Source organism: Cupriavidus sp. CP313, from assembly GCF_054072015.1.
This window is the reverse complement of the sequence record NZ_JBSVZB010000003.1, coordinates 321,233-338,926: the sequence shown is the minus strand read 5'-3', so window position 1 is coordinate 338,926 and position 17,694 is coordinate 321,233. Positions and strand designations below refer to the sequence as shown.

Annotated in this window: 16 protein-coding genes and 1 tRNA gene; 9 read left to right on the top strand and 8 right to left on the bottom strand. The window is 69.9% G+C overall.

Annotated features, from left to right (window positions below; all coding sequences use genetic code 11):
* Nucleotides 1-102: 102 nt before the first annotated feature.
* Genes ACW4E8_RS05990 through ACW4E8_RS05965 form a run of 6 tightly spaced genes read left to right on the top strand, consistent with a single transcriptional unit; the run spans nt 103 to nt 5,916 of the window.
* Nucleotides 103-729, top strand: coding sequence for a CDP-alcohol phosphatidyltransferase family protein (locus ACW4E8_RS05990; protein ID WP_013956991.1), 627 nt, complete (start codon nt 103-105; stop codon nt 727-729).
* Nucleotides 730-733: 4 nt separating this feature from the next.
* Entirely contained in the window at nt 734-2,503 is a 1,770-nt protein-coding gene (locus tag ACW4E8_RS05985) for a bifunctional alpha/beta hydrolase/class I SAM-dependent methyltransferase (RefSeq protein WP_456803672.1), read from the top strand.
* Entirely contained in the window at nt 2,500-3,891 is a 1,392-nt protein-coding gene (locus ACW4E8_RS05980; protein ID WP_456803671.1) for a phosphatase PAP2/dual specificity phosphatase family protein, read from the top strand. Before ACW4E8_RS05985 ends, ACW4E8_RS05980 begins: the two co-directional genes overlap by 4 nt.
* On the top strand, nt 3,881-4,312 hold the full coding sequence (locus ACW4E8_RS05975; protein ID WP_456803670.1) for a hypothetical protein: 432 nt from the start codon (nt 3,881-3,883) through the stop codon (nt 4,310-4,312). The genes ACW4E8_RS05980 and ACW4E8_RS05975 overlap by 11 nt, the downstream gene beginning before the upstream one ends.
* 6 nt (nt 4,313-4,318) lie before the next feature.
* Entirely contained in the window at nt 4,319-4,957 is a 639-nt protein-coding gene (locus tag ACW4E8_RS05970; protein ID WP_456803669.1) for a lysophospholipid acyltransferase family protein, read from the top strand.
* The gene (locus ACW4E8_RS05965; protein ID WP_013956986.1) at nt 4,954-5,916 is read left to right on the top strand and encodes a phosphatidate cytidylyltransferase; all 963 of its coding nucleotides are present in this window, start codon (nt 4,954-4,956) and stop codon (nt 5,914-5,916) included. Before ACW4E8_RS05970 ends, ACW4E8_RS05965 begins: the two co-directional genes overlap by 4 nt.
* Nucleotides 5,917-5,928: 12 nt before the next feature.
* Here the strand turns inward: ACW4E8_RS05965 and ACW4E8_RS05960 are convergent, their stop codons facing one another.
* The 7 genes from ACW4E8_RS05960 to ACW4E8_RS05930 all read right to left on the bottom strand — a co-directional run bounded on the left by ACW4E8_RS05960 (nt 5,929) and on the right by ACW4E8_RS05930 (nt 14,117).
* The gene (locus ACW4E8_RS05960; protein ID WP_456803668.1) at nt 5,929-6,828 is read right to left on the bottom strand and encodes a LysR family transcriptional regulator; all 900 of its coding nucleotides are present in this window, start codon (nt 6,826-6,828) and stop codon (nt 5,929-5,931) included.
* 72 nt (nt 6,829-6,900) lie between these two features.
* Complete coding sequence (locus tag ACW4E8_RS05955) at nt 6,901-8,286, bottom strand: amidase (protein WP_456803667.1); 1,386 nt, start codon at nt 8,284-8,286, stop codon at nt 6,901-6,903.
* Nucleotides 8,287-8,335: 49 nt separating this feature from the next.
* A complete protein-coding gene (locus tag ACW4E8_RS05950; RefSeq protein WP_456803666.1) occupies nt 8,336-9,985 on the bottom strand; it encodes a dipeptide ABC transporter ATP-binding protein in 1,650 nt (549 codons plus the stop codon).
* Nucleotides 9,985-10,914 (bottom strand): ABC transporter permease, encoded by a 930-nt coding sequence (locus ACW4E8_RS05945; RefSeq protein WP_456803665.1) that lies wholly within the window; start codon nt 10,912-10,914, stop codon nt 9,985-9,987. The genes ACW4E8_RS05950 and ACW4E8_RS05945 overlap by 1 nt, the downstream gene beginning before the upstream one ends.
* A 24-nt stretch (nt 10,915-10,938) precedes the next feature.
* The gene (locus ACW4E8_RS05940) at nt 10,939-11,880 is read right to left on the bottom strand and encodes an ABC transporter permease (RefSeq protein ID WP_456803664.1); all 942 of its coding nucleotides are present in this window, start codon (nt 11,878-11,880) and stop codon (nt 10,939-10,941) included.
* A 107-nt stretch (nt 11,881-11,987) separates the two neighbouring features.
* On the bottom strand, nt 11,988-13,571 hold the full coding sequence (locus ACW4E8_RS05935) for an ABC transporter substrate-binding protein (protein WP_456803663.1): 1,584 nt from the start codon (nt 13,569-13,571) through the stop codon (nt 11,988-11,990).
* Nucleotides 13,572-13,616: 45 nt separating this feature from the next.
* On the bottom strand, nt 13,617-14,117 hold the full coding sequence (locus ACW4E8_RS05930) for a MarR family winged helix-turn-helix transcriptional regulator (protein WP_456803662.1): 501 nt from the start codon (nt 14,115-14,117) through the stop codon (nt 13,617-13,619).
* A gap of 241 nt (nt 14,118-14,358) precedes the next feature.
* Here ACW4E8_RS05930 and ACW4E8_RS05925 point away from each other — a divergent pair, with 241 nt between their 5' ends.
* The 3 genes from ACW4E8_RS05925 to ACW4E8_RS05915 are packed head-to-tail and all read left to right on the top strand — an operon-like array spanning nt 14,359 to nt 17,542.
* On the top strand, nt 14,359-15,354 hold the full coding sequence (locus ACW4E8_RS05925; RefSeq protein ID WP_456803661.1) for a Bug family tripartite tricarboxylate transporter substrate binding protein: 996 nt from the start codon (nt 14,359-14,361) through the stop codon (nt 15,352-15,354).
* An 11-nt stretch (nt 15,355-15,365) separates the two neighbouring features.
* Complete coding sequence (locus tag ACW4E8_RS05920) at nt 15,366-16,379, top strand: NADPH:quinone oxidoreductase family protein (RefSeq protein WP_456803660.1); 1,014 nt, start codon at nt 15,366-15,368, stop codon at nt 16,377-16,379.
* A 14-nt stretch (nt 16,380-16,393) separates the two neighbouring features.
* On the top strand, nt 16,394-17,542 hold the full coding sequence (locus ACW4E8_RS05915; protein ID WP_456803659.1) for a CaiB/BaiF CoA transferase family protein: 1,149 nt from the start codon (nt 16,394-16,396) through the stop codon (nt 17,540-17,542).
* A gap of 64 nt (nt 17,543-17,606) precedes the next feature.
* Here ACW4E8_RS05915 and ACW4E8_RS05910 read toward each other — a convergent pair.
* Nucleotides 17,607-17,683, bottom strand: a tRNA-Val gene (locus tag ACW4E8_RS05910).
* Between the last annotated feature and the right edge of the window lie 11 nt (nt 17,684-17,694).

Sequence of the window (17,694 nt, the reverse complement as noted above, 5' to 3'; positions counted from 1 at the left end):
ACGGAAGAGGTCGGGGCAGGCCGGGGCGCATGATCCTGCGCGTCGCCGCGGCCTGGCGCACGGCGTCGCTTCCGGCATCAGCTCGGCAGGGAGGCCGGTGCGATGACCCTCTATGAACTGAAGCCCAGGTTCCAGGCCTGGTTGCGCCCCATGGTGCAAGACCTGGCGCAGCGCGGCGTGACTGCCAACCAGGTGACGCTGGCCGCCGCGGCCGGCTCCCTGGCGGTGGGCGTGCTGGCCACGCTGGGCATGCTGGTGGCCGAGTCCCCGGCGCTGTTCCTGCTGTTTCCCCTGTGGTTGTTCCTGCGCATGGCGCTCAACGCCGTCGACGGCATGCTGGCGCGCGAGCACGGCCAGCAGAGCGTGCTGGGTGCCTACCTGAACGAGCTTGGCGACATTGCCTCGGACCTGGCGCTGATCCTGCCGCTGGCCGCGCTGCCGGGCTTCAGCCTGGGCCAGGTCGGCACCTTCGCGCTGCTGGCGGTGATCGTCGAGGCGGCCGGGCTGATCGGCCCGCTGGCCGGGGCCAGCCGGCGCTACGACGGCCCGCTGGGCAAGAGCGACCGCGCCTTCGCGGTCGGCGCGATCGCGCTGTGGGCCGGTGTTGGCCTGGGCTTTGGCGCGGCCGCCAGCTGGCTGTGGCTGGTGCTGTCGCTGCTGTCGCTGTTCACGATTGCCAACCGGGTGCGCCGCGGTGTCGCCGAGGCCCAGTCCCGCACTGTGGAGTAGCGAGATGGACCAAGCGTCGACCCGCCAGCCGCAAGAGCGGCAATTCGAGACCCACGACCGCCAGACGCTGTTCTATCGGCACTGGCCAGCCGTTGAGGGCCCGGCGCGCGGCGCCGTGGTGTTGTTCCATCGCGGCCATGAGCATTCCGGCCGGGTCGCCCACCTGGCCGACGAACTGAACCTGCCCGGCTACGAGATCTTTGCCTGGGATGCGCGCGGACACGGCCGTTCGCCCGGTGAACGCGGCTACAGCCCCAGCCTGGCGGACTCGGTGCGCGATATCCAGACCTTCACCACCCATATCGCCGAGGTCCACGGCATCCTGCTGGAACGCACTGCGGTGATCGCGCAGAGCGTGGGCGCGGTGCTGGCCTCCACCTGGGTGCACGACTACGCGCCGCCGATCCGTGCGCTGGTGCTGGCCTCGCCGGCGTTCAAGGTCAAGCTCTACGTGCCCTTTGCGCGGCCGGGGCTGAAGCTGATGCAGCGCCTGCGCGGCAAGTTCTTCGTCAACAGCTACGTCAAGGCCAAATTCCTGACGCACGATCCAGAGCGGATCGCCAGCTACGACAGCGATCCGCTGATCACGCGCCCGATCGCGGTCAATATCCTGCTGGACCTGTACGAGACCGCGGAGCGCATCGTGGCCGATGCCGCGGCGATCACGGTGCCGACGCAGCTGCTGATCTCCGGCGCCGACTGGGTCGTGCATCGCGGGCCGCAGGACCGCTTCTATGAGCGCCTGGGTTCGCGCACCAAGGAGCGCATCGTGCTGGACGGCTTCTATCACGACACGCTCGGCGAGCGCGACCGCAAGCTGGCGGTCGATGCCGCGCGCCGCTTTATCCTGCGCGAATTCGACACGCCGTCGGCGCCGCGCTCGCTGCTCGATGCCGACCAGATCGGCCCGTTCCGCGAGGAATCCGACCGGCTGGCGTCGGCGCCGGCCGGGCTGGCCGCCTGGTACTGGCGCGCGGCGCGGGCCAACCTGAAGCTGGGCGGGATGCTGTCGGACGGGGTGCGGCTGGGCCATGAGACCGGCTTCGACTCGGGCTCGACGCTCGACTACGTTTACCGCAACGCCCCCTCGGGCCGCGGCAAGCTGGGCCGGCTGGCCGACCAGCAGTACCTTGACGCGATCGGCTGGCGCGGCATCCGCCAGCGCAAGGTCCACGCCGAGGCCCTGATCGCCGAGGCCGTGCGGCGGCTGCGGGCGGCCGGCATGCCGGTGCGGATCGTCGACATCGCCGCCGGGCACGGGCGCTATGTGCTTGAGGCCCTGGGCGCGCTGGATGGCGGCGCGGGCGCGGTCGAGTCGATCCTGTTGCGCGACTACAGCCCGCTGAACGTCGAGCAGGGCCGCGCCCTGATCGCCGCCAAGGGCCTGGCGGACGTGGCCCGCTTCGAGCAGGGCGATGCCTTCGACGGCGACAGCCTGGCGGCGCTGGTACCGGCGCCGACACTGGCGGTGGTTTCCGGCCTGTACGAACTGTTCCCCGACAACGCGATGGTGCGGCGCTCGCTCGATGGCCTGGCGCGCGCGGTGCCGCCCGGCGGCTACCTGGTCTACACCGGCCAGCCCTGGCATCCGCAGCTGGAATTCATTGCGCGCGCGCTCACCAGCCACCGCGCCGGCGCCGCCTGGGTGATGCGCCGCCGCTCGCAGGCCGAGATGGACGAACTGGTGCGGGCCGCGGGCTTCGACAAGGTGACCCAGCGCATCGACCCGTGGGGCATCTTCACCGTCAGCCTGGCGCGCAGGCGCGGCGCATGAGCACGGTGCCGACGGAGGTTGGCGCCGGGGCGCGTCCGGACCAGCCGGCGGGGCAGCGGCCCTGGGGGCTGGCCTGCCTGCTGCTGGCGCTGGCCGGCGCGTTCTTCTTCTCCAGCTACGGCTTTGCCAACTGGCTGGCGAGCCAGCGCGCCAACGTGCCGGCGGTCTATTTCGAATGGGAGCGGGGGATTCCGTTCCTGCCGTGGACCATCCTGCCGTACTGGTCGATCGACCTGCTGTACGGCATTTCCTTCTTCCTGTGGCGCACGCGCGCGGCGCTGCTCACGCACGTCAAGCGGCTGGTGCTGGCGCAGCTGGTGTCGGTGGCATGCTTTATCGCCTTCCCGCTGCGCTTCAGCTTTGCCCGGCCCGAGGCCGACGGCCTGCCGGGCCAGCTGTTCACGCTGCTGGGCGGCTTCGACCTGCCGTTCAACCAGGCGCCGTCGCTGCATATCAGCCTGCTGGTGATCCTGTGGGTCGCCTTTGCGGCCCACCTGCGCGGCGGCTGGCGCTGGCTGCTGCACGGCTGGTTTGCGCTGATCGGGGTCTCGGTGCTGACCACCTGGCAGCACCACCTGATCGATGTGCCCACCGGCGCGCTGGTGGGCTGGCTGTGCGTTTACCTGTTCCCGATGCAACTGCCCGCGGCCGCGGCCGGCGCGCCGGATGCGCGCACGCGCCAGCTGTCACGCCGCTACACCGTGGGCGCGCTGGTGGCGTTGCTGTGCGCGGTGCTGGCGCTGGGCGCGTCGGTGACGCTGGCGTTCCTGCTGCTGTGGGCCGCGCTGGCGCTGGCCTGCGTCGCCCGGATCTACGCGCTGGCCGCGCCGGCGTGGTTCCAGAAGGACGGCGATGGGATGATGGCGCCGGGCGCGCGCTGGGTGCTGGCGCCTTACCTGCTGGGCGCCTTCCTCAATTCGCGCTGGTGGACGCGGCGCGCGCCGCAGCCCAGTGCCATCGCAGACCGCATCTGGGTTGGCCGCTTCCCGACCCGCGCCGAACTGCGCGCGATCGGGGCGGACGCAGTACTCGACCTGACGGCTGAGCTGCCGCGCGCAGCCAGCGACCCGGCGCTTGCGTATCGTTGCGTGCCGGTGCTGGACCTGACCGTGCCGACGCCGGAGCAGTTGGACCAGGCAGTGGCTCAACTCGACGCCTGGCACCGGCAGGGCCGCCGCGTGCTGGTTAGCTGCGCGCTCGGCTATTCGCGCAGCGCGCTGGTTGCCGCCGCATGGCTGGCGCGCCGGCAGGGACTGCGCGACGCCGGCGCTGCGCTGGCGGCGCTGCGCCAGCATCGCCCGGCGGTGGTGCTCGGACGCGAACATGCGGATGCGCTGCAGCGCTGCCTGGATCGTCCTGCCATGCCGGAGTCCGATGATGGACGCTGAGTTCACGCAACGCACTGATGCCTGGATCGCGCACGCCGTCACCGGCGCGCTGTCGGGCGCCGTCTGGATCGGCGGGGCCGGGCTGGCTTTCGCCGTAGCCACGGCATGGCTGGGGGTGGCCACGCCGATCCCGCGCGTGCTGGCGGCCGCGTCGCTGCTGCTGGCGCTGCCCCAGCTCTGGCTGCTGCTGCGCGTTGCCATCGACCGCCGGCTGTTCGATGCGCTCGCGACCGTGCAGCAAGGCCAGCCCGACCTGGCCGGATTGGACGCCGCGCTGCTCGAACTGGGCTGGATGCCAGCGCAACGCGCCGGCCGTCCGTTGCCGGACCGCGCCCGCGGCGCGCTGCGGCTGGTGCGCGCCAGCGCCGCGCTGACTGTGTGCCAGCTGGCGCTGGCCTTGCTGACCCTGATCCTGAGGTAACCAACCATGTGGCTTGCCCGCACGACCGCGCGCGCCATCATCGTCTTCGCCCGGCTGCTGACCGGCATGCGCGCCAACTGGCAGGGCTGCATCCCCGCCGCGGTGCAGCGCGTCTACTTTGCCAACCACAGCAGCCACGGCGACTTCGTGCTGATCTGGGGCTGCCTGCCGCCCGACCTGCGCACGGTCACGCGCCCGGTGGCCGGTGCCGACTACTGGGAGCGCTCGCCGCTGCGGCGCTTTATCGGCCGCGACGTATTCCACGCGCTGCTGATCGACCGCACCCGCAGCGACCCGCGAAGTGACCCGGGAAGCGACCCGGTGGCGCTGATGCGCGGCGCGCTGGAATCCGGCGACTCGCTGATCCTGTTTCCCGAAGGCACGCGCAATACCACCGACGCGCGCCTGCTGCCGTTCAAGAGCGGCATCTACCACCTGGCGCGGGCCTGCCCCGAGGTGGAGTTCGTGCCGGTGTGGATCGACAACCTCAACCGCGTGATGCCCAAGGGCGAAATCGTGCCGGTGCCGCTGCTGTGCACCGTGACCTTTGGCCAGCCGGTGCTGCTGGCCGCTGAGGACAGCAAGGAAGCCTTCCTTGCCCGCTGCCGCGACGGCCTGCTCGCGCTTGCCCCGGAGCTGGAATGACCGCCATGCCCACTTTGCACTGGAGCCCCGAGACCTGGCTGCTGTTCGGCGGCCTGTTCGGCGTGCTGCTGCTGGCCTCCACCGTGACCGCGCTGCTGCGCTGGCGGGTGGCGGGCGGCGGCCAGCATGCGGTGATCGACAACCTGGCGCAGCGCGTCTGGGCCTGGTGGTGGATGATCGGCATCATGGGCGCGGCCTTTGCGCTGGGGCGCACCGCGGTGATCGTGCTGTTCTACCTGCTGTCGTTCTTCGCGCTGCGCGAGTTCGTCACCATCATCACCACGCGGCGCGGCGACCATCACGCCATCGTCGCCGCCTTCTTCGTGTTCCTGCCGCTGCAGTACGTGCTGGTCTATATCGGCTGGTACGGCATGTTCTCGATCCTGATCCCGGTCTATGCCTTCCTGATCCTGCCGATCCTGGCGGCGCTGTCGTCCGAGACCACGCGCTTCCTGGAGCGCTGCGCCGGGGTGCAGTGGGCGGTGATGGTCTGCGTGTTCTGCATCTCGCATGTGCCGGCGCTGCTGACGCTGCCGATCCCGGGCTTCGAAGGCCGCAACCTGCTGCTGATCGCCTTCCTGGTGATCGTGGTGCAGGGCAGCGACGTGCTGCAGTATGTGTGGGGCAAGCTGTGCGGCAAGCACAAGATCGCGCCGCTGCTGTCGCCGTCCAAGACCGTCGAGGGGTTTGTCGGCGGCGTGGCCAGTGCCACCGCGCTGGGCGCGGCGCTGTGGTGGATCACGCCGTTCTCGCCGTGGCAGGCCGGCGCGATTGCGCTGGTGATTGCGCTGATGGGCTTCCTGGGCGGGCTGGTGATGTCGGCGATCAAGCGCGACCGCGGCATCAAGGACTGGGGCCATATGATCCAGGGCCACGGCGGCATGCTGGACCGGCTGGACTCAGTGGTGTTCGCCGCGCCGGTGTTCTTCCATATCACCCGCTACTGGTGGGTGCCCTGAGTCCCCGCGGCTTTACAACTCCATCTCCTCGCACCACGTCACCACCGCATCGCGGAAGTCCTGGCAGATCGGCGACAGGTAGCCATCGGCGCGCCACAGCACGGCCAGTTCATGCTGCCACGACATGCCGGGCGCCTCGATCGCGGCCAGCCCCTGGCCCTCGGCCTGGCGCAGCATGCGCGGCGGCATGATGCCAAGCAGGTCCGAGTGCCGCAGCAGCTCGCCGAAGGCCACCGGCGACGCCGTGCTTTCCACCGCCACGCGCGGCGGCGGCAGCCCGACCGAGGTAAACCGTTCCTCCAGCCACTGGCGCAGGTAGAGCGAGCTGGCCGGCACCACCCAGCGCTCGCCGCTCAGGTCGGCCAGCGTGCGGAAGCCCTCGCGGCGCGGATGGCCGGTGCGGGACACGATCTGCATGGTCAGCGGTCCGAGCGGCAGCCAGGCGATATCCGGCGGCAGGCTGGCCGGGCGCGCGCCCAGGATCAGGTCGGCCTCGCCGTTCTGCAGCATCGCCATCAGGCGCGCGCTCAGGTGGGTTTCGATCGAGAACGTGGCCAGCGGCCGGCTCAGGAAGAAGCGGGCCAGCAGCGGCGACAGCAGCGACGGCAGCAGGTAGGGGATGGCGCCCAGGCGCACCGTGCCCGCGCGCGCCGCGCGCTGCTCGGCCAGTTCGTTGCGCATGTCGCCCGCGGCCAGCGAGATCCGGCGCGCATGGGCGACCAGGGTGCGGCCCACGCTGGTCGGCACCAGCCCGCGCGGGGTGCGCTCGAACAAGGGCATGCCGGCTTCGCCTTCCAGCCGCGCCAGCGTCTTGGACAGGCCGGACTGGGTCATGCCGAGGGTGTCGGCGGCGCGGTGCAGGTTGCCTTGCTCGATGACAACCAGGAAGGCTTCAAGATCCTCGAATCGCATGGGGGCGTGACGGCGCTGGAGTGGGTGCGGGCCATTGTAGCGCCGCACCCCCCCGCGCCGGTCACGCAGGTCTTACTGCGGCTCAGGCCATTGCCGCTGGTGTTCCGAGGCGCGCTCGAACCAGTGCGCCAGCTGCAGCACGCCCAGGTCGTCAAAGCGCCGGCCGGAGATCTGCAGGCCGATGGGCAGGCCGTGGCGCGACATGCCGCAGGGGATCGATGCCGCGGGCTGTTCGGAGTGGTTGAACACCGCTGTGAAGTGCGAATCCTTGAGCGGCAAGTCGCCGCCGCTGTTGATGGCATCGGCGGCGAAGGGCAGCACCGGTGACACCGGCGAGATCACGAAGTCATAGGGCTGGGTCGCGGCCACGGTGGCCTCGCGCAGCTGCTGCATGCGCGTGAAGGCCTGGAAGGTCTGCTCCGGCGTGAGCGTGCCGGCAAACTCGGCGGCCTTGCGGATATAGCCGGCCGTCAGGCTGGCGCGCTCCGGCGGCATCCCGGCCAGGTCGACCCGGCAGCGCATGGTGAAGAAGTGCGCCATGCCGATGCGCATGTCCATGGTGGTCCAGTCGCGCACGGGTTCGACCACGGCACCGCCTTGCTCGAACAGGCGCGCTGCCGCCAGCACCGCCGCGCGGACTTCAGCATCGACCTGCCAGTCGCCGGTCGGTTCCAGCCACAGGCCGATGCGCAGCCCGCGGATATCGCGCTCAAGCTGCTGCCAGGCGATGTCCTGCGGCGGCAGGCTCATGTAGTCGCGGGCATCGGGGCGCGAGATGGCCTGCATCGCCAGCGCGGCGTCGGCCACGGTGCGCGTCAGCGGGCCGACCACGCGCGCGGCGGCTGGCGGATGAACCGGCACGCGGCCATGGCTGGGCTTCAGGCCGAACACGCCGCAGAAGCTGGCGGGAATACGCACCGAGCCGCCAATATCCGTGCCCAGGTGGATCGGGCCGTAGCCCGCCGCGGCCGCGGCGCCGGCGCCGGAACTGGAGCCGCCGGTGTTGCGGTCCAGGTTCCACGGATTGCGCGTGAGCGGATGGAAGCTGGACGGCGCCGCGCCCAGGAAGCCGAAATCCGGCATGGTGGTCTTGCCGACCACGATCGCACCGGCCTCGAGCAGGCGCGCTGCGGCCGGCGCATCGGCCGGTGCCGGCGCCAGCACGGTGGCGGCGCTGCCGAGCGGCACCGGCGTGCCGCGCGTGGCGATGTTCTCCTTCAGCGTCACCGGCACGCCGTCGAGCGGGCCGTTCGGGGTGCCGGCCAGCCAGCGCGCCTCGGCGCTGCGCGCGGCGGCCAGCGCTTGCTCGGCATGCACCACGTACATCGCACGGATGCCGGGCTCCCAGTGTTCGATGCGGTCCAGCACCGATTGCATGACTTCGACCGGGGAGAGTTCGCGCTGGCGGTAGTTCCTGAGCAGGTCGGCGGCGCTGAGTGCGTAGAGCGGAGTTTTCATGATTTTGTCCGAGGGGTTGGCTGGCGATTGGGAATCTGCATGGCCGGCGTTACTGCACACCGAACGGGTAATGGCGTCCCGGCGCGGCGGCCAGCAGCGCGCGGGTGTAGTCCTGGCGCGGCGACAGCACGACGTCGCGCGTGGCGCCGTGCTCGACCACGCGGCCCTTGTGCATGACGATCAGGCGGTCGCACACCTGGCTGGCCACGCGCAGGTCGTGGGTGATGAAGAGGATGCCGATGGCAAGCCGCTGCTGGATATCGGCCAGCAGCTTCAGGATCTGCGCCTGCACCGAGACGTCCAGTGCCGACACCGCTTCATCGGCGATCAGCACGCGCGGCTCGCACGCCAGCGCGCGGGCGATGCAGATGCGCTGGCGCTGGCCACCGGAGAACTCGCTGGGGTAGCGGTGCAGCGCGTCGGGCCGCAGCCGCACCAGCTCCATCAGCGACTCGGCGCGTTGCCATGCCTGCGCGGGCGTCGCGCCGAAATTGACCGCGCCTTCGACGATGGACTGGCCCACGGTGCGGCGCGGATTGAGCGAGCGGTTGGGGTCCTGGAAGACCACCTGCACCATGCGCCGGAACGCGGACAGCTGCGCGCGGCGCGGCAGCTGCTGCGCCGCTTCGGGCAGGACCTGGATATTGCCCGCGGACGGTTCGATCAGCCGCGCGATGCAGCGCGCCACCGTGGACTTGCCCGAGCCGGACTCGCCCACGATGCCGACGGTCTCGCCCGCACGCACCTGCAATGACACATCGCTGGCCGCCTCGACCACGCGGCGCCGGCCCGGCCAGGCGCCCGAGACATAGGTCTTGCCGATGCCGCTGGCATCGAGCAGCAACGGCCGCTGCGCCACCGACGGGCGCTGCGCGGGCTCCAGTCCCGGCACGGCATTGAGCAGCATGCGGGTGTAGTCCGCCTCGGGCTGGCGCAAGACCCGGTCTTTCGGCCCGCTTTCCACCTGGCGGCCAAGCTGCAGCACCACCACCTGGTCGGCAATGTCGGCGACCACGCCGAAGTCGTGCGTGATGAACAGCACGGCGGTCTGGTTCTCGTGCTGCAGTTCGCGTACCAGTGCCAGGATCTCGGCCTGCGTGGTCACGTCCAGCGCGGTGGTGGGCTCATCACAGACCAGCAGGGCCGGGCGCAGGATCAGCGCCATGGCGATGACGATGCGCTGGCGCTGCCCGCCGGACAGCTGGTGCGGATAGGCGTCATAGATCCGCTCGGGATCCGGCAGCCGCACGCGCGCAAAGATCGACAGCACGCGCTCGCGCCGCTGCGCGACGCCCAGGCTGGTGTGCTGCGCCAGCATTTCCTCGACTTGCCGGCCGCAGCGCATGACCGGGTTCAGCGCGGTCATGGGTTCCTGGAACACCATGGCCACGCCGGTGCCGCGCAGTTCGCGCCGGCGCGCGGCAGAGGCCGCCAGCAGGTCTTCGCCGGCCAGCGCAATGCTGCCACCGGAGACATTCAAGCTTTCGGGCAGCAAGCCCATCACCGCGCGCGCGACCACGGACTTGCCTGAGCCCGATTCGCCCAGCAGGCAGACCACTTCGCCGGGCATGACGTCGAAGGAAACCCCCTGGACCGCATGCGGCCGGTCGGCGCCGGGCGGCAGGTCGATGCGCAGGTCGCGCACGCGCAGGCAGGGCGTGGCCGAGTCCGCGGCTGCGGTCGTGTTCTTTGGCATCATCAGGCGCTCCGCTTGCTGAACTTGGGGTCGAGGGTGTCGCGCAGGCCATCGCCGAGCATGTTGACGGCCAGCACCGTTATCGCCAGGAAGGCGCCGGGCAGCAGCACGCTGTGCGGATGCGAGGTGAAATGGGCGCGCCCCTCGGCCATGATGTTTCCCCAGGTGGGGATGTCGGTGGGCAGGCCGATGCCGAGGAACGACATCACCGCTTCCACCAGCATTGCGCCGGCGCAGATAAAGGTGCCCTGCACCAGCAGCGGCGCGATGGTGTTCGGCAGGATGTGGCGCAGCATCAGTTTCCAGGTCGGCGTATCGAGCGCGATGGCGGCCTCGACATAAGGCTCTTCACGCACCGACAGCACCACCGACCTGACCAGGCGCGCCACGCGCGGCGTGTCGGGCACCGTCATGGCCACGATCACCGTCAGCAGGCTGGGCCGCCAGGCCGCCACCAGCACGATGGCGAAGAGGATGCCGGGAATGGCCATCATGCCGTCCATCACGCGCATGATGAAGCCGTCCAGCCAGCGCACATAGCCGGATACCAGCCCGACCACCAGCCCCAGCAGCACCGAGGCCAGCGCCACCGACACCCCGACCGCCAGCGAGACCCGCGCGCCGTACAGCGTGCGGCTCCAGATGTCGCGGCCCAGGCTGTCGGTGCCCAGCGGGAACAGGCGTTCGAAGGCATCGCCGGCCAGCGTCACGATCTCGGCGCGCGTAAAGGGCGCCAGCTGGCTGCTGGCGGGGTCCATGGTGTTGGGATCGATGGTGTAGAGCCAGGGCGCGGCCACGGCAAGGAACAGCATCAGGCCGAGGATGGCGCCGCCGGCGCGCACGGCACCGTTGGCCAGCACCGCGCGCAGCCGCGAGGGACGGGCGCCGGTGCCGGGCGGGGCGGATTCGATGGTGGTGGTGAGTGAGGTCATGGGGCCGGGTTTCCGTAGGCGAGCTCAGTAGCGAATGCGGGGATCGAGCAGCAGATAGCTCGCGTCCACCAGCAGGTTGATGACCACGTACGAGACCGAGAAGAACAGCGTGATGCCCTGGATTAGCGGGTAGTCGCGCGAGAGCACGGCATCCACTGTCAGCTGGCCGACACCGGGAATGGCGTAGATGCTCTCGGTCACGACCACGCCGCCGATCAGGCCGGCCACGCTCAGCCCGATCACGGTGGCGATCGGCACCGCGGCATTGGCCAGCGCATGGCGCGTCAGCATGCGCCACTCTGAAATGCCCTTGGCGCGCGCGGTCTGCACGAAGTCCTCGGTCAGCGCTTCGGACACGGCGGCGCGGGTCACGCGCGCCACCAGCGCGCACGACATCACCGACAGCGTGACGCAGGGCAGGGCCAGGTTGCGCAGCCACGGCCAGATTCCGTCGGCCAGGCGGCTGTAGCCCTGCGACGGCAGCCAGCCCAGGTGCAGCGAGAACACCCAGATCATCAGGTAGCCGGCCACGAAGATCGGCACCGAGAAGCCCAGCACGGAGCCGCCCATCACCAGGCGGTCGAGCCAGCGGCCGCGCCGGTAGGCCGCCAGCGTGCCCAGCGGCACCGCCGTCAGCACGGTCAGCAAGATGGTCAGCGCCGCCACCGAGAGCGTAGGCTCCAGCCGCTGTGCGATCAGCGTGGTCACCGGCATCTTGTAGAAGAAGGAATAGCCCAGGTCGCCTCCCAGCACATGGCCGAGCCAGCCGATGAACTGGCGCGGCAGCGCTTCATCCAGCCCGAGCTGGGTGCGGATGCGGGCGATGTCTTCCACGCTGGCGGCATCGCCGGCAATGGCCGCGGCCGGGTCGCCGGGCGTGAGCCGCAGCAGCAGGAAGACGATGACAGCCACCACCGCCAGCACTGGCACGGTGGCCAGGCTGCGGCGGACCAGGAAATTCATCATGGCACTACCTCGTTGGGGGAAAGGGAGGTCCGCAGGCTGGCGACACGGCAGCCGGGACCGCTGGTGGCGATCCCGCGCGAGGGCGGGACCGCGGGCGCTGCGGTGGGCTATTGCTTGCGCACGTTCCAGTACAGCACTGCCGGTGCCGGCAGCAGGCCGCTGATGGCGCCGCTGCGCACCACGGTGGGCGCCTTGCCTTCGCCGACGGGCGCCAGAATGCCGCTTTCGATGGCGCGCAGCTGGATCTTGGTGGCAATGTCCTTGCGCTGCGCGGCGTCCGCGGTTTCGATGAAGCGGGTCTTGAGGGTTTCCAGCTCGGCGTCTTCCGGCCAGCCGAAGTAGCCGCGGTCGCCGTTGCCGGTCAGTGGGCTGTAGGTGATGGGGCTGCTGGCGTCGACGCCGCCCCAGAAGGTGATGTAGGCATTCCAGCCGCCTTTCTCGGGCGGTTCCTTCTTGGTGCGGCGCGTGATCAGGGTGCTCCAGTCGGTGGCCTGCACGTCGACATTGAAGCCCACCTGCTTGAGCAGCTGGCCGTAGACCACCGGCAGGCGGCTCAGCGCGGGGGCATCGCCCGGCAGCATGATCACCACTGGCTTGCCGTCATAGCCGGACTCCTTGAGCAGCGTGCGCGCCTGCTCGAACTGCGGCTTGCCGGTGAAGAAGCCGGTCTGGTCGCTGGCATAGGGCGAGCCGCACAGGTAGATCGAGGCGCATGGCTTGTAGAAATCGCGATAGGTGGCCTGCGCGCGCAGCATGGCTTCCTGGTTGATCGCCAGCATCGCCGCCTTGCGTACCCTGGCGTCGTTGAACGGCGGCACCTTGTGGTTGAAGATCACGGTGAAGGGGCCCGCAGGCATGATGTCGAGCATCTGCACCCGCTTGTCGGTGCGCAGTTGTGGGTAGTGCGATGCGGGCACGGTCTCGACGATATCCACCTCTGCGTTGAGCAGCGCATTGACCTGGGTTTGCGGATCGCGCAGGAAGACCCATTCGACGCGGTCGACATGCACGGTCTTGCCGCCTGCCAGGCCGGACGGCGCATCCTTGCGCGGCACATAGTCGGGATTGCGGCGGTAGACCACGCGGTCGCCAGGCCGGAAGTCCTCTTTCTTCAGCGTGAAGGGGCCGGAGCCGGTCAGGTCGTCGATCTGCTTGTCGGCAGGCGTTTCGGCGACCCGTTTCGGCATGATGAACGGCACCAGCGGGCTGGGCTTGCCCAGCGCATCCAGCACCGCGCCGAAGGGCTGGCGGAAAGTCATGCGCACCGTGGCCGGGCCCTCGGCGGTGATGCTGGCCATGGCGTCATACATGCGCTGGCCCAGCACGTCGCGCTTGCCCCAGCGCGCCAGCGAGGCGATCACGTCCTGCGCGGTGACCGGGGTGCCGTCATGGAACTTAAGCCCTGGCCGCAGCGTGAAGGTCCAGGTCTTGTGGTCGGCGCTGGTGGTGGTCTTGTCCACCATCTGCGGCCGGATCACGCCCTTCTCGTCCATGCCGAACAGGGTGTCGTAGATCATGAGGCCATGGTTGCGCGTGATGTTCGCGGTGGTCCAGACCGGGTCCAGGATCTTCAGGTCGGACGACGGCACGGTGCGCAGCACGGTCTCGGCGATGGCGCTGCCGGCGGACATGCATGCCAGGGCGCACAACGCGACGGCACCGGCACGGCGAAGCGGGATTGCAGACATCATGATCATCATCTCTCGGGGGCAGGGTGGGGTGACAAAGGGCGCCGGTCAGGGCGTGGCAGTGCCGCGCTCGCGCAGCTTCTGGAGATACCGCTCGAAGGACTCGCGCGAGGCCGCCTCGGCTTCGATCAGCTTGATCAGCGTGGCGCGCAGCGCGTCGATCTCGGCCGGCGTCAGGCAGTGCAGGAAACCCGCTTCCAGCTCGATGCCGAGCGGCTCGGCGCGCCGCACCAGGTCGACGCCGGCCTCGGTCAGGAACAGGCACACCTGGCGCGCGTCTTCCGTGCTGATCTCGCGCTGCACCAGGTCGCGCTTGACCAGCGCGCCGACCAGCTTGGACGCCAGCGTCTTCTCGATCGCAGACTGCTGCACCAGCTGGCCCATGGTGATGCCGGGCGCCGATCCGATCATCCGCAGCAAGCGGATGTCCCGCAACGAGACCCCGAATTTCTCTTCGTACACGCGCGAGCCGCGCTCGCGCGTGCGCTCGGCGGCCATGTCGAGCAGGATGTTGATGTAGTCGGACTTGAGCCGGAGAGCGCGTGGCATGAATAGATGAAAAATTCGATAGTTGAAAGTTTCAACAAATAATAGTGACCGGGGCGGGGGCTGGGCCATGAGGGATTTCCCGGGGTAGGGCAATGCGGCGCTGCGCCATGCCTGGCAGGACTTGGCCCGCGCCGCGCGGGAATCACGCCGGGCGGGGTGCTGGCCTAGACTGCGTTGGCATCCCTCGCGCACCGCACTCCCGCGGGCGCCACAGAAGGGAGCCAGGACAGGAGACACACCGATGCAACACCGTTCCGCACGGCTGCGCGCAGCCGCGGCCGCCATGCTGCTGGCGGCCATCCCGGCGGCAGTCTGCGCCGCCGATCCCGCCTCTGCCGAGCCCTATCCGTCGCGCCCGCTGACCATCGTGGTGCCGTCGGTGGCGGGCAATGTGAACGATGCCGTGGCGCGGCTGATCGGGCAGGAGCTGACCAGGAGCTGGGGGCAGCCAGTCATCGTCGACAACAAGCCGGGCGCGGGCACCACCACGGGTACCAAGTACGTCGCCCGCGCGGCAAAGGACGGTTACACCGCGCTGTTGACCTTCACCGCGCACGTGCAGAACCCGTCGCTGTACCGGGGTATCGGCTATGACCCGATCGCGGACTTCACGCCGGTCAGCGAGGTGGCGATCTCGTCCACCATCCTGGCGGTGTCGCCGGATTTCCCGGCGCGCACGCTGCCGGAGGTGGTGGCGCTGCTCAAGGCCAATCCCGGCAAGTATCCGTATGGGTCGTATGGCGCGGGCACGACCGGCCATATCCTGGGTGAGTTGCTCAAGCGCGATGCCGGGCTGCAGATGGAGCACGTCGCCTACAAGGGCGGCGCGCCGCTGGCCACCGACCTGGCGGCCGGCCATGTAAAGCTGGGCTTTATTGCCGTGGGCACGGCCATGCCGCTGCTGCAGGGCGGCAAGCTGGTGCCGGTGGCGATTGCCGGCGCGGAGCGCTCGGCGCTGCTGCCCAAGGTGCCGACCTTCCGGGAGGCCGGCTACAAAGGCTTCGAGCCCGACGCATGGATGGGCCTGCTGTTCCCCGCCGGCGTGCCCAAGGCACGGGTGGATGCCTTGTCGCGCGAGGTCGCGCGCATCGTGCGCCTGCCGGAGATCGCGAAGAAGATGCAGGACCTGAACCTGGTGCCGATCGGCAGCACATCGGAAGCCTTCGCCACGGTGATGAAGAACGACCGGGACAAATGGAGCCGCATCATCAGCGATGTCGGCATCACGCTCGAATGACAGGAGTCCCGATGCAAGAGACCGATTACCTGGGGCTGGTCTGCTCCCGCTGGTGCCACTGGAGCGAGCTGGCACTGCAACGCATCCCGCGCCAGCCGCTGGCACCCGGCCAGGTGCGCATCCGCGTGCGGCATGCCGGCGTGGGCTTTGCGCTGAGCCTGTTTGTGTCCGGCAAGTACCAGCGCAAGCCGCCGCTGCCGTTCACCCCCGGCACCGAGGTCGCGGGCGAGATCATCGAGGTGGCGCCTGATGTCACCGGTCTGCACCCGGGCCAGCGCGTGGCCGCGGCGCTGGACTGGGGCGGCCTTGCCGAGGAAGCGGTGGCCACGGCCGACACGGTCTATCCGGTGCCTGACGGGCTGGAGCTGGCGCAGGCGGCCGCGCTGCCCATCACCTATGGCACGGTCTGGGCCGCGCTGGCCTGGCGGGCCGCGCTGCAGCCGGGAGAAACCATGCTGGTCCATGGCGCCAGCGGCGCGCTGGGCACGGCCGCGGTGCAGGTGGGCCGGTTGATGGGCGCGCGCGTGATCGCCACCGCCAGCACCGAGGCCAAGCGCGAGGCGGCGCTGCGCAACGGCGCCGCGCATGCGCTGCCGTCCGACGCGGCCACGCTGGCGGCAGCGGTCAAGGCGCTGTGCCCCGCGGGCGGTGCCGACGTGGTGTTCGATCCGGTCGGCGGCGATCTCTTCGACGCCTCGCTGCGCTGCGCGGCGCCGGGCGCGCGGCTGCTGTCAATCGGCTATGCCAGCGGGCGCATCCCGGAGGTGCCGGCCAACCTGCTGCTGGTGAAGAACCTGACCCTGATCGGCTTCAACTACGGCTACTACATCGGCTGGGGCCTGACCGACGAGCGCCGGCGCTTTGCGCAGCCGGTGCAGGCGATGGTGGCCGAGATCATGCAGGCGGCAGCCAGCGGCAAGCTGGCGCCGCCCGTGCTGCAGCACTTCCCGCTGAGCGATTGGCTCAACGCCGTCGACACCACGATGTCGCGCCGCGCCATCGGCAAGGTCATGCTGGATATCTGAACGGAGAGAACGACATGCACCATGCACAAGCCGCAACGGACGATGCCATGTTCGACGGCCTGACCGTGCTCGACCTGAGCCAGGGCATCGCCGGCCCGTACTGCGGCCTGATCCTGCGCCAGCAGGGCGCGCGCGTGATCAAGGTGGAGCCGCCGGGCGGCGACTGGTCGCGGCAGATGGGCCGCATCCGCGCCGGCCAGACCGCGATTGCGGTCGCCTGCAACGCGGGCAAGGAGAGCGTGCTGCTGGACGCGCGCAGCGACAGCGGCCGGGCCGCCATCGCCAGGCTGGCGCAGCAGGCTGACGTGGTGATCCAGAACTTCCGCCCCGGCGTGGCCGAGCGCATGGGCGTTGGCTACGAGGCACTAGCCGCGCGCAACCCGGCGCTGGTCTATGTCTCGATCTCGGGCTACGGCCATGCCGGCCCGATGGCGAACATGCCGGCGGTGGACACCACCATGCAGGCCTTCAGCGGCCTGATGCACCTGAACCGCGACACCGCCGGCCAGCCGCGCCGCATCGCCTTCTACATGGTCGACCTGACCACCGGGCTCTATGCGGCCCAGCATGCGTCGGCAGCGCTGTACAAGGCCGCGCGCAATGGCCGCGGCCGGCACGTGCGGCTGTCGCTGCTGGAGACCAGTGCCGCGCTGCAGTCCTACCTGATGGTGGATGACGCCATGTTCCCCGATGCGGAGCTGGCCGTGGCCAATGCGCCCACCGGGCTGTTCGATGCGGCCGATGGCCGGCTGTACCTCAGCATGCTCAACGACGCCATGTTTGTACGGCTGGCAACGCTGCTGGGTTTCGACGACTGGCTGGCCGATACGACGCTGCACACCAGCGCCGGCCGTTTGCCGCGCGCGGCGGAGCTGGGCCGGCGCGTGGCGCAGGCCATTGCCGCACAGCCGCTGGCGCACTGGGAAGCGCTGCTGACCGGGCACGATGTGCTGTTCGCGCGCGTGGGCCATGCGCGGGACCTGCTGGAGAGCGCGCAATGCGCGCAGGCGGGCGTGTTCGGCCGACTGCCGCTGGCAGGGATCGGCGAAGTGCCGTGGGCCAACCTGCCAGGCATGGCAGGATCGGAACGGCCGGCAGGGAACGCGCCGGCGCTGGGCCAGCATACCGAAGCGGTGCTGGCGGAGTTCGGCATCGGCACCTGAAACCGGCACCGGAAAAGAAAAACGGACGGTGCGCAATGCGTACCGTCCGTGTTCCGTTGTGCGTTGGTAGGCTCGATTGGACTCGAACCAACGACCCCCACCATGTCAAGGTGGTGCTCTAACCAGCTGAGCTACGAGCCTAGCGAAGGCGC

Excerpts from the sequence above, each read along its gene's own strand:
- ACW4E8_RS05985 (WP_456803672.1), top strand. The coding sequence starts at position 734 with ATGGACCAAGCGTCGACCCGCCAGCCGCAAGAGCGGCAATTCGAGACC.
- ACW4E8_RS05965 (WP_013956986.1), top strand. The coding sequence starts at position 4,954 with ATGACCGCCATGCCCACTTTGCACTGGAGCCCCGAGACCTGGCTGCTG.
- ACW4E8_RS05960 (WP_456803668.1), bottom strand. The coding sequence starts at position 6,828 with ATGCGATTCGAGGATCTTGAAGCCTTCCTGGTTGTCATCGAGCAAGGC.
- ACW4E8_RS05970 (WP_456803669.1), top strand. The coding sequence starts at position 4,319 with ATGTGGCTTGCCCGCACGACCGCGCGCGCCATCATCGTCTTCGCCCGG.
- ACW4E8_RS05935 (WP_456803663.1), bottom strand. The coding sequence starts at position 13,571 with ATGATGTCTGCAATCCCGCTTCGCCGTGCCGGTGCCGTCGCGTTGTGC.
- ACW4E8_RS05980 (WP_456803671.1), top strand. The coding sequence starts at position 2,500 with ATGAGCACGGTGCCGACGGAGGTTGGCGCCGGGGCGCGTCCGGACCAG.
- ACW4E8_RS05955 (WP_456803667.1), bottom strand. The coding sequence starts at position 8,286 with ATGAAAACTCCGCTCTACGCACTCAGCGCCGCCGACCTGCTCAGGAAC.
- ACW4E8_RS05930 (WP_456803662.1), bottom strand. The coding sequence starts at position 14,117 with ATGCCACGCGCTCTCCGGCTCAAGTCCGACTACATCAACATCCTGCTC.
- ACW4E8_RS05925 (WP_456803661.1), top strand. The coding sequence starts at position 14,359 with ATGCAACACCGTTCCGCACGGCTGCGCGCAGCCGCGGCCGCCATGCTG.
- ACW4E8_RS05945 (WP_456803665.1), bottom strand. The coding sequence starts at position 10,914 with ATGACCTCACTCACCACCACCATCGAATCCGCCCCGCCCGGCACCGGC.
- ACW4E8_RS05940 (WP_456803664.1), bottom strand. The coding sequence starts at position 11,880 with ATGATGAATTTCCTGGTCCGCCGCAGCCTGGCCACCGTGCCAGTGCTG.
- ACW4E8_RS05950 (WP_456803666.1), bottom strand. The coding sequence starts at position 9,985 with ATGATGCCAAAGAACACGACCGCAGCCGCGGACTCGGCCACGCCCTGC.
- ACW4E8_RS05920 (WP_456803660.1), top strand. The coding sequence starts at position 15,366 with ATGCAAGAGACCGATTACCTGGGGCTGGTCTGCTCCCGCTGGTGCCAC.
- ACW4E8_RS05975 (WP_456803670.1), top strand. The coding sequence starts at position 3,881 with ATGGACGCTGAGTTCACGCAACGCACTGATGCCTGGATCGCGCACGCC.
- ACW4E8_RS05990 (WP_013956991.1), top strand. The coding sequence starts at position 103 with ATGACCCTCTATGAACTGAAGCCCAGGTTCCAGGCCTGGTTGCGCCCC.
- ACW4E8_RS05915 (WP_456803659.1), top strand. The coding sequence starts at position 16,394 with ATGCACCATGCACAAGCCGCAACGGACGATGCCATGTTCGACGGCCTG.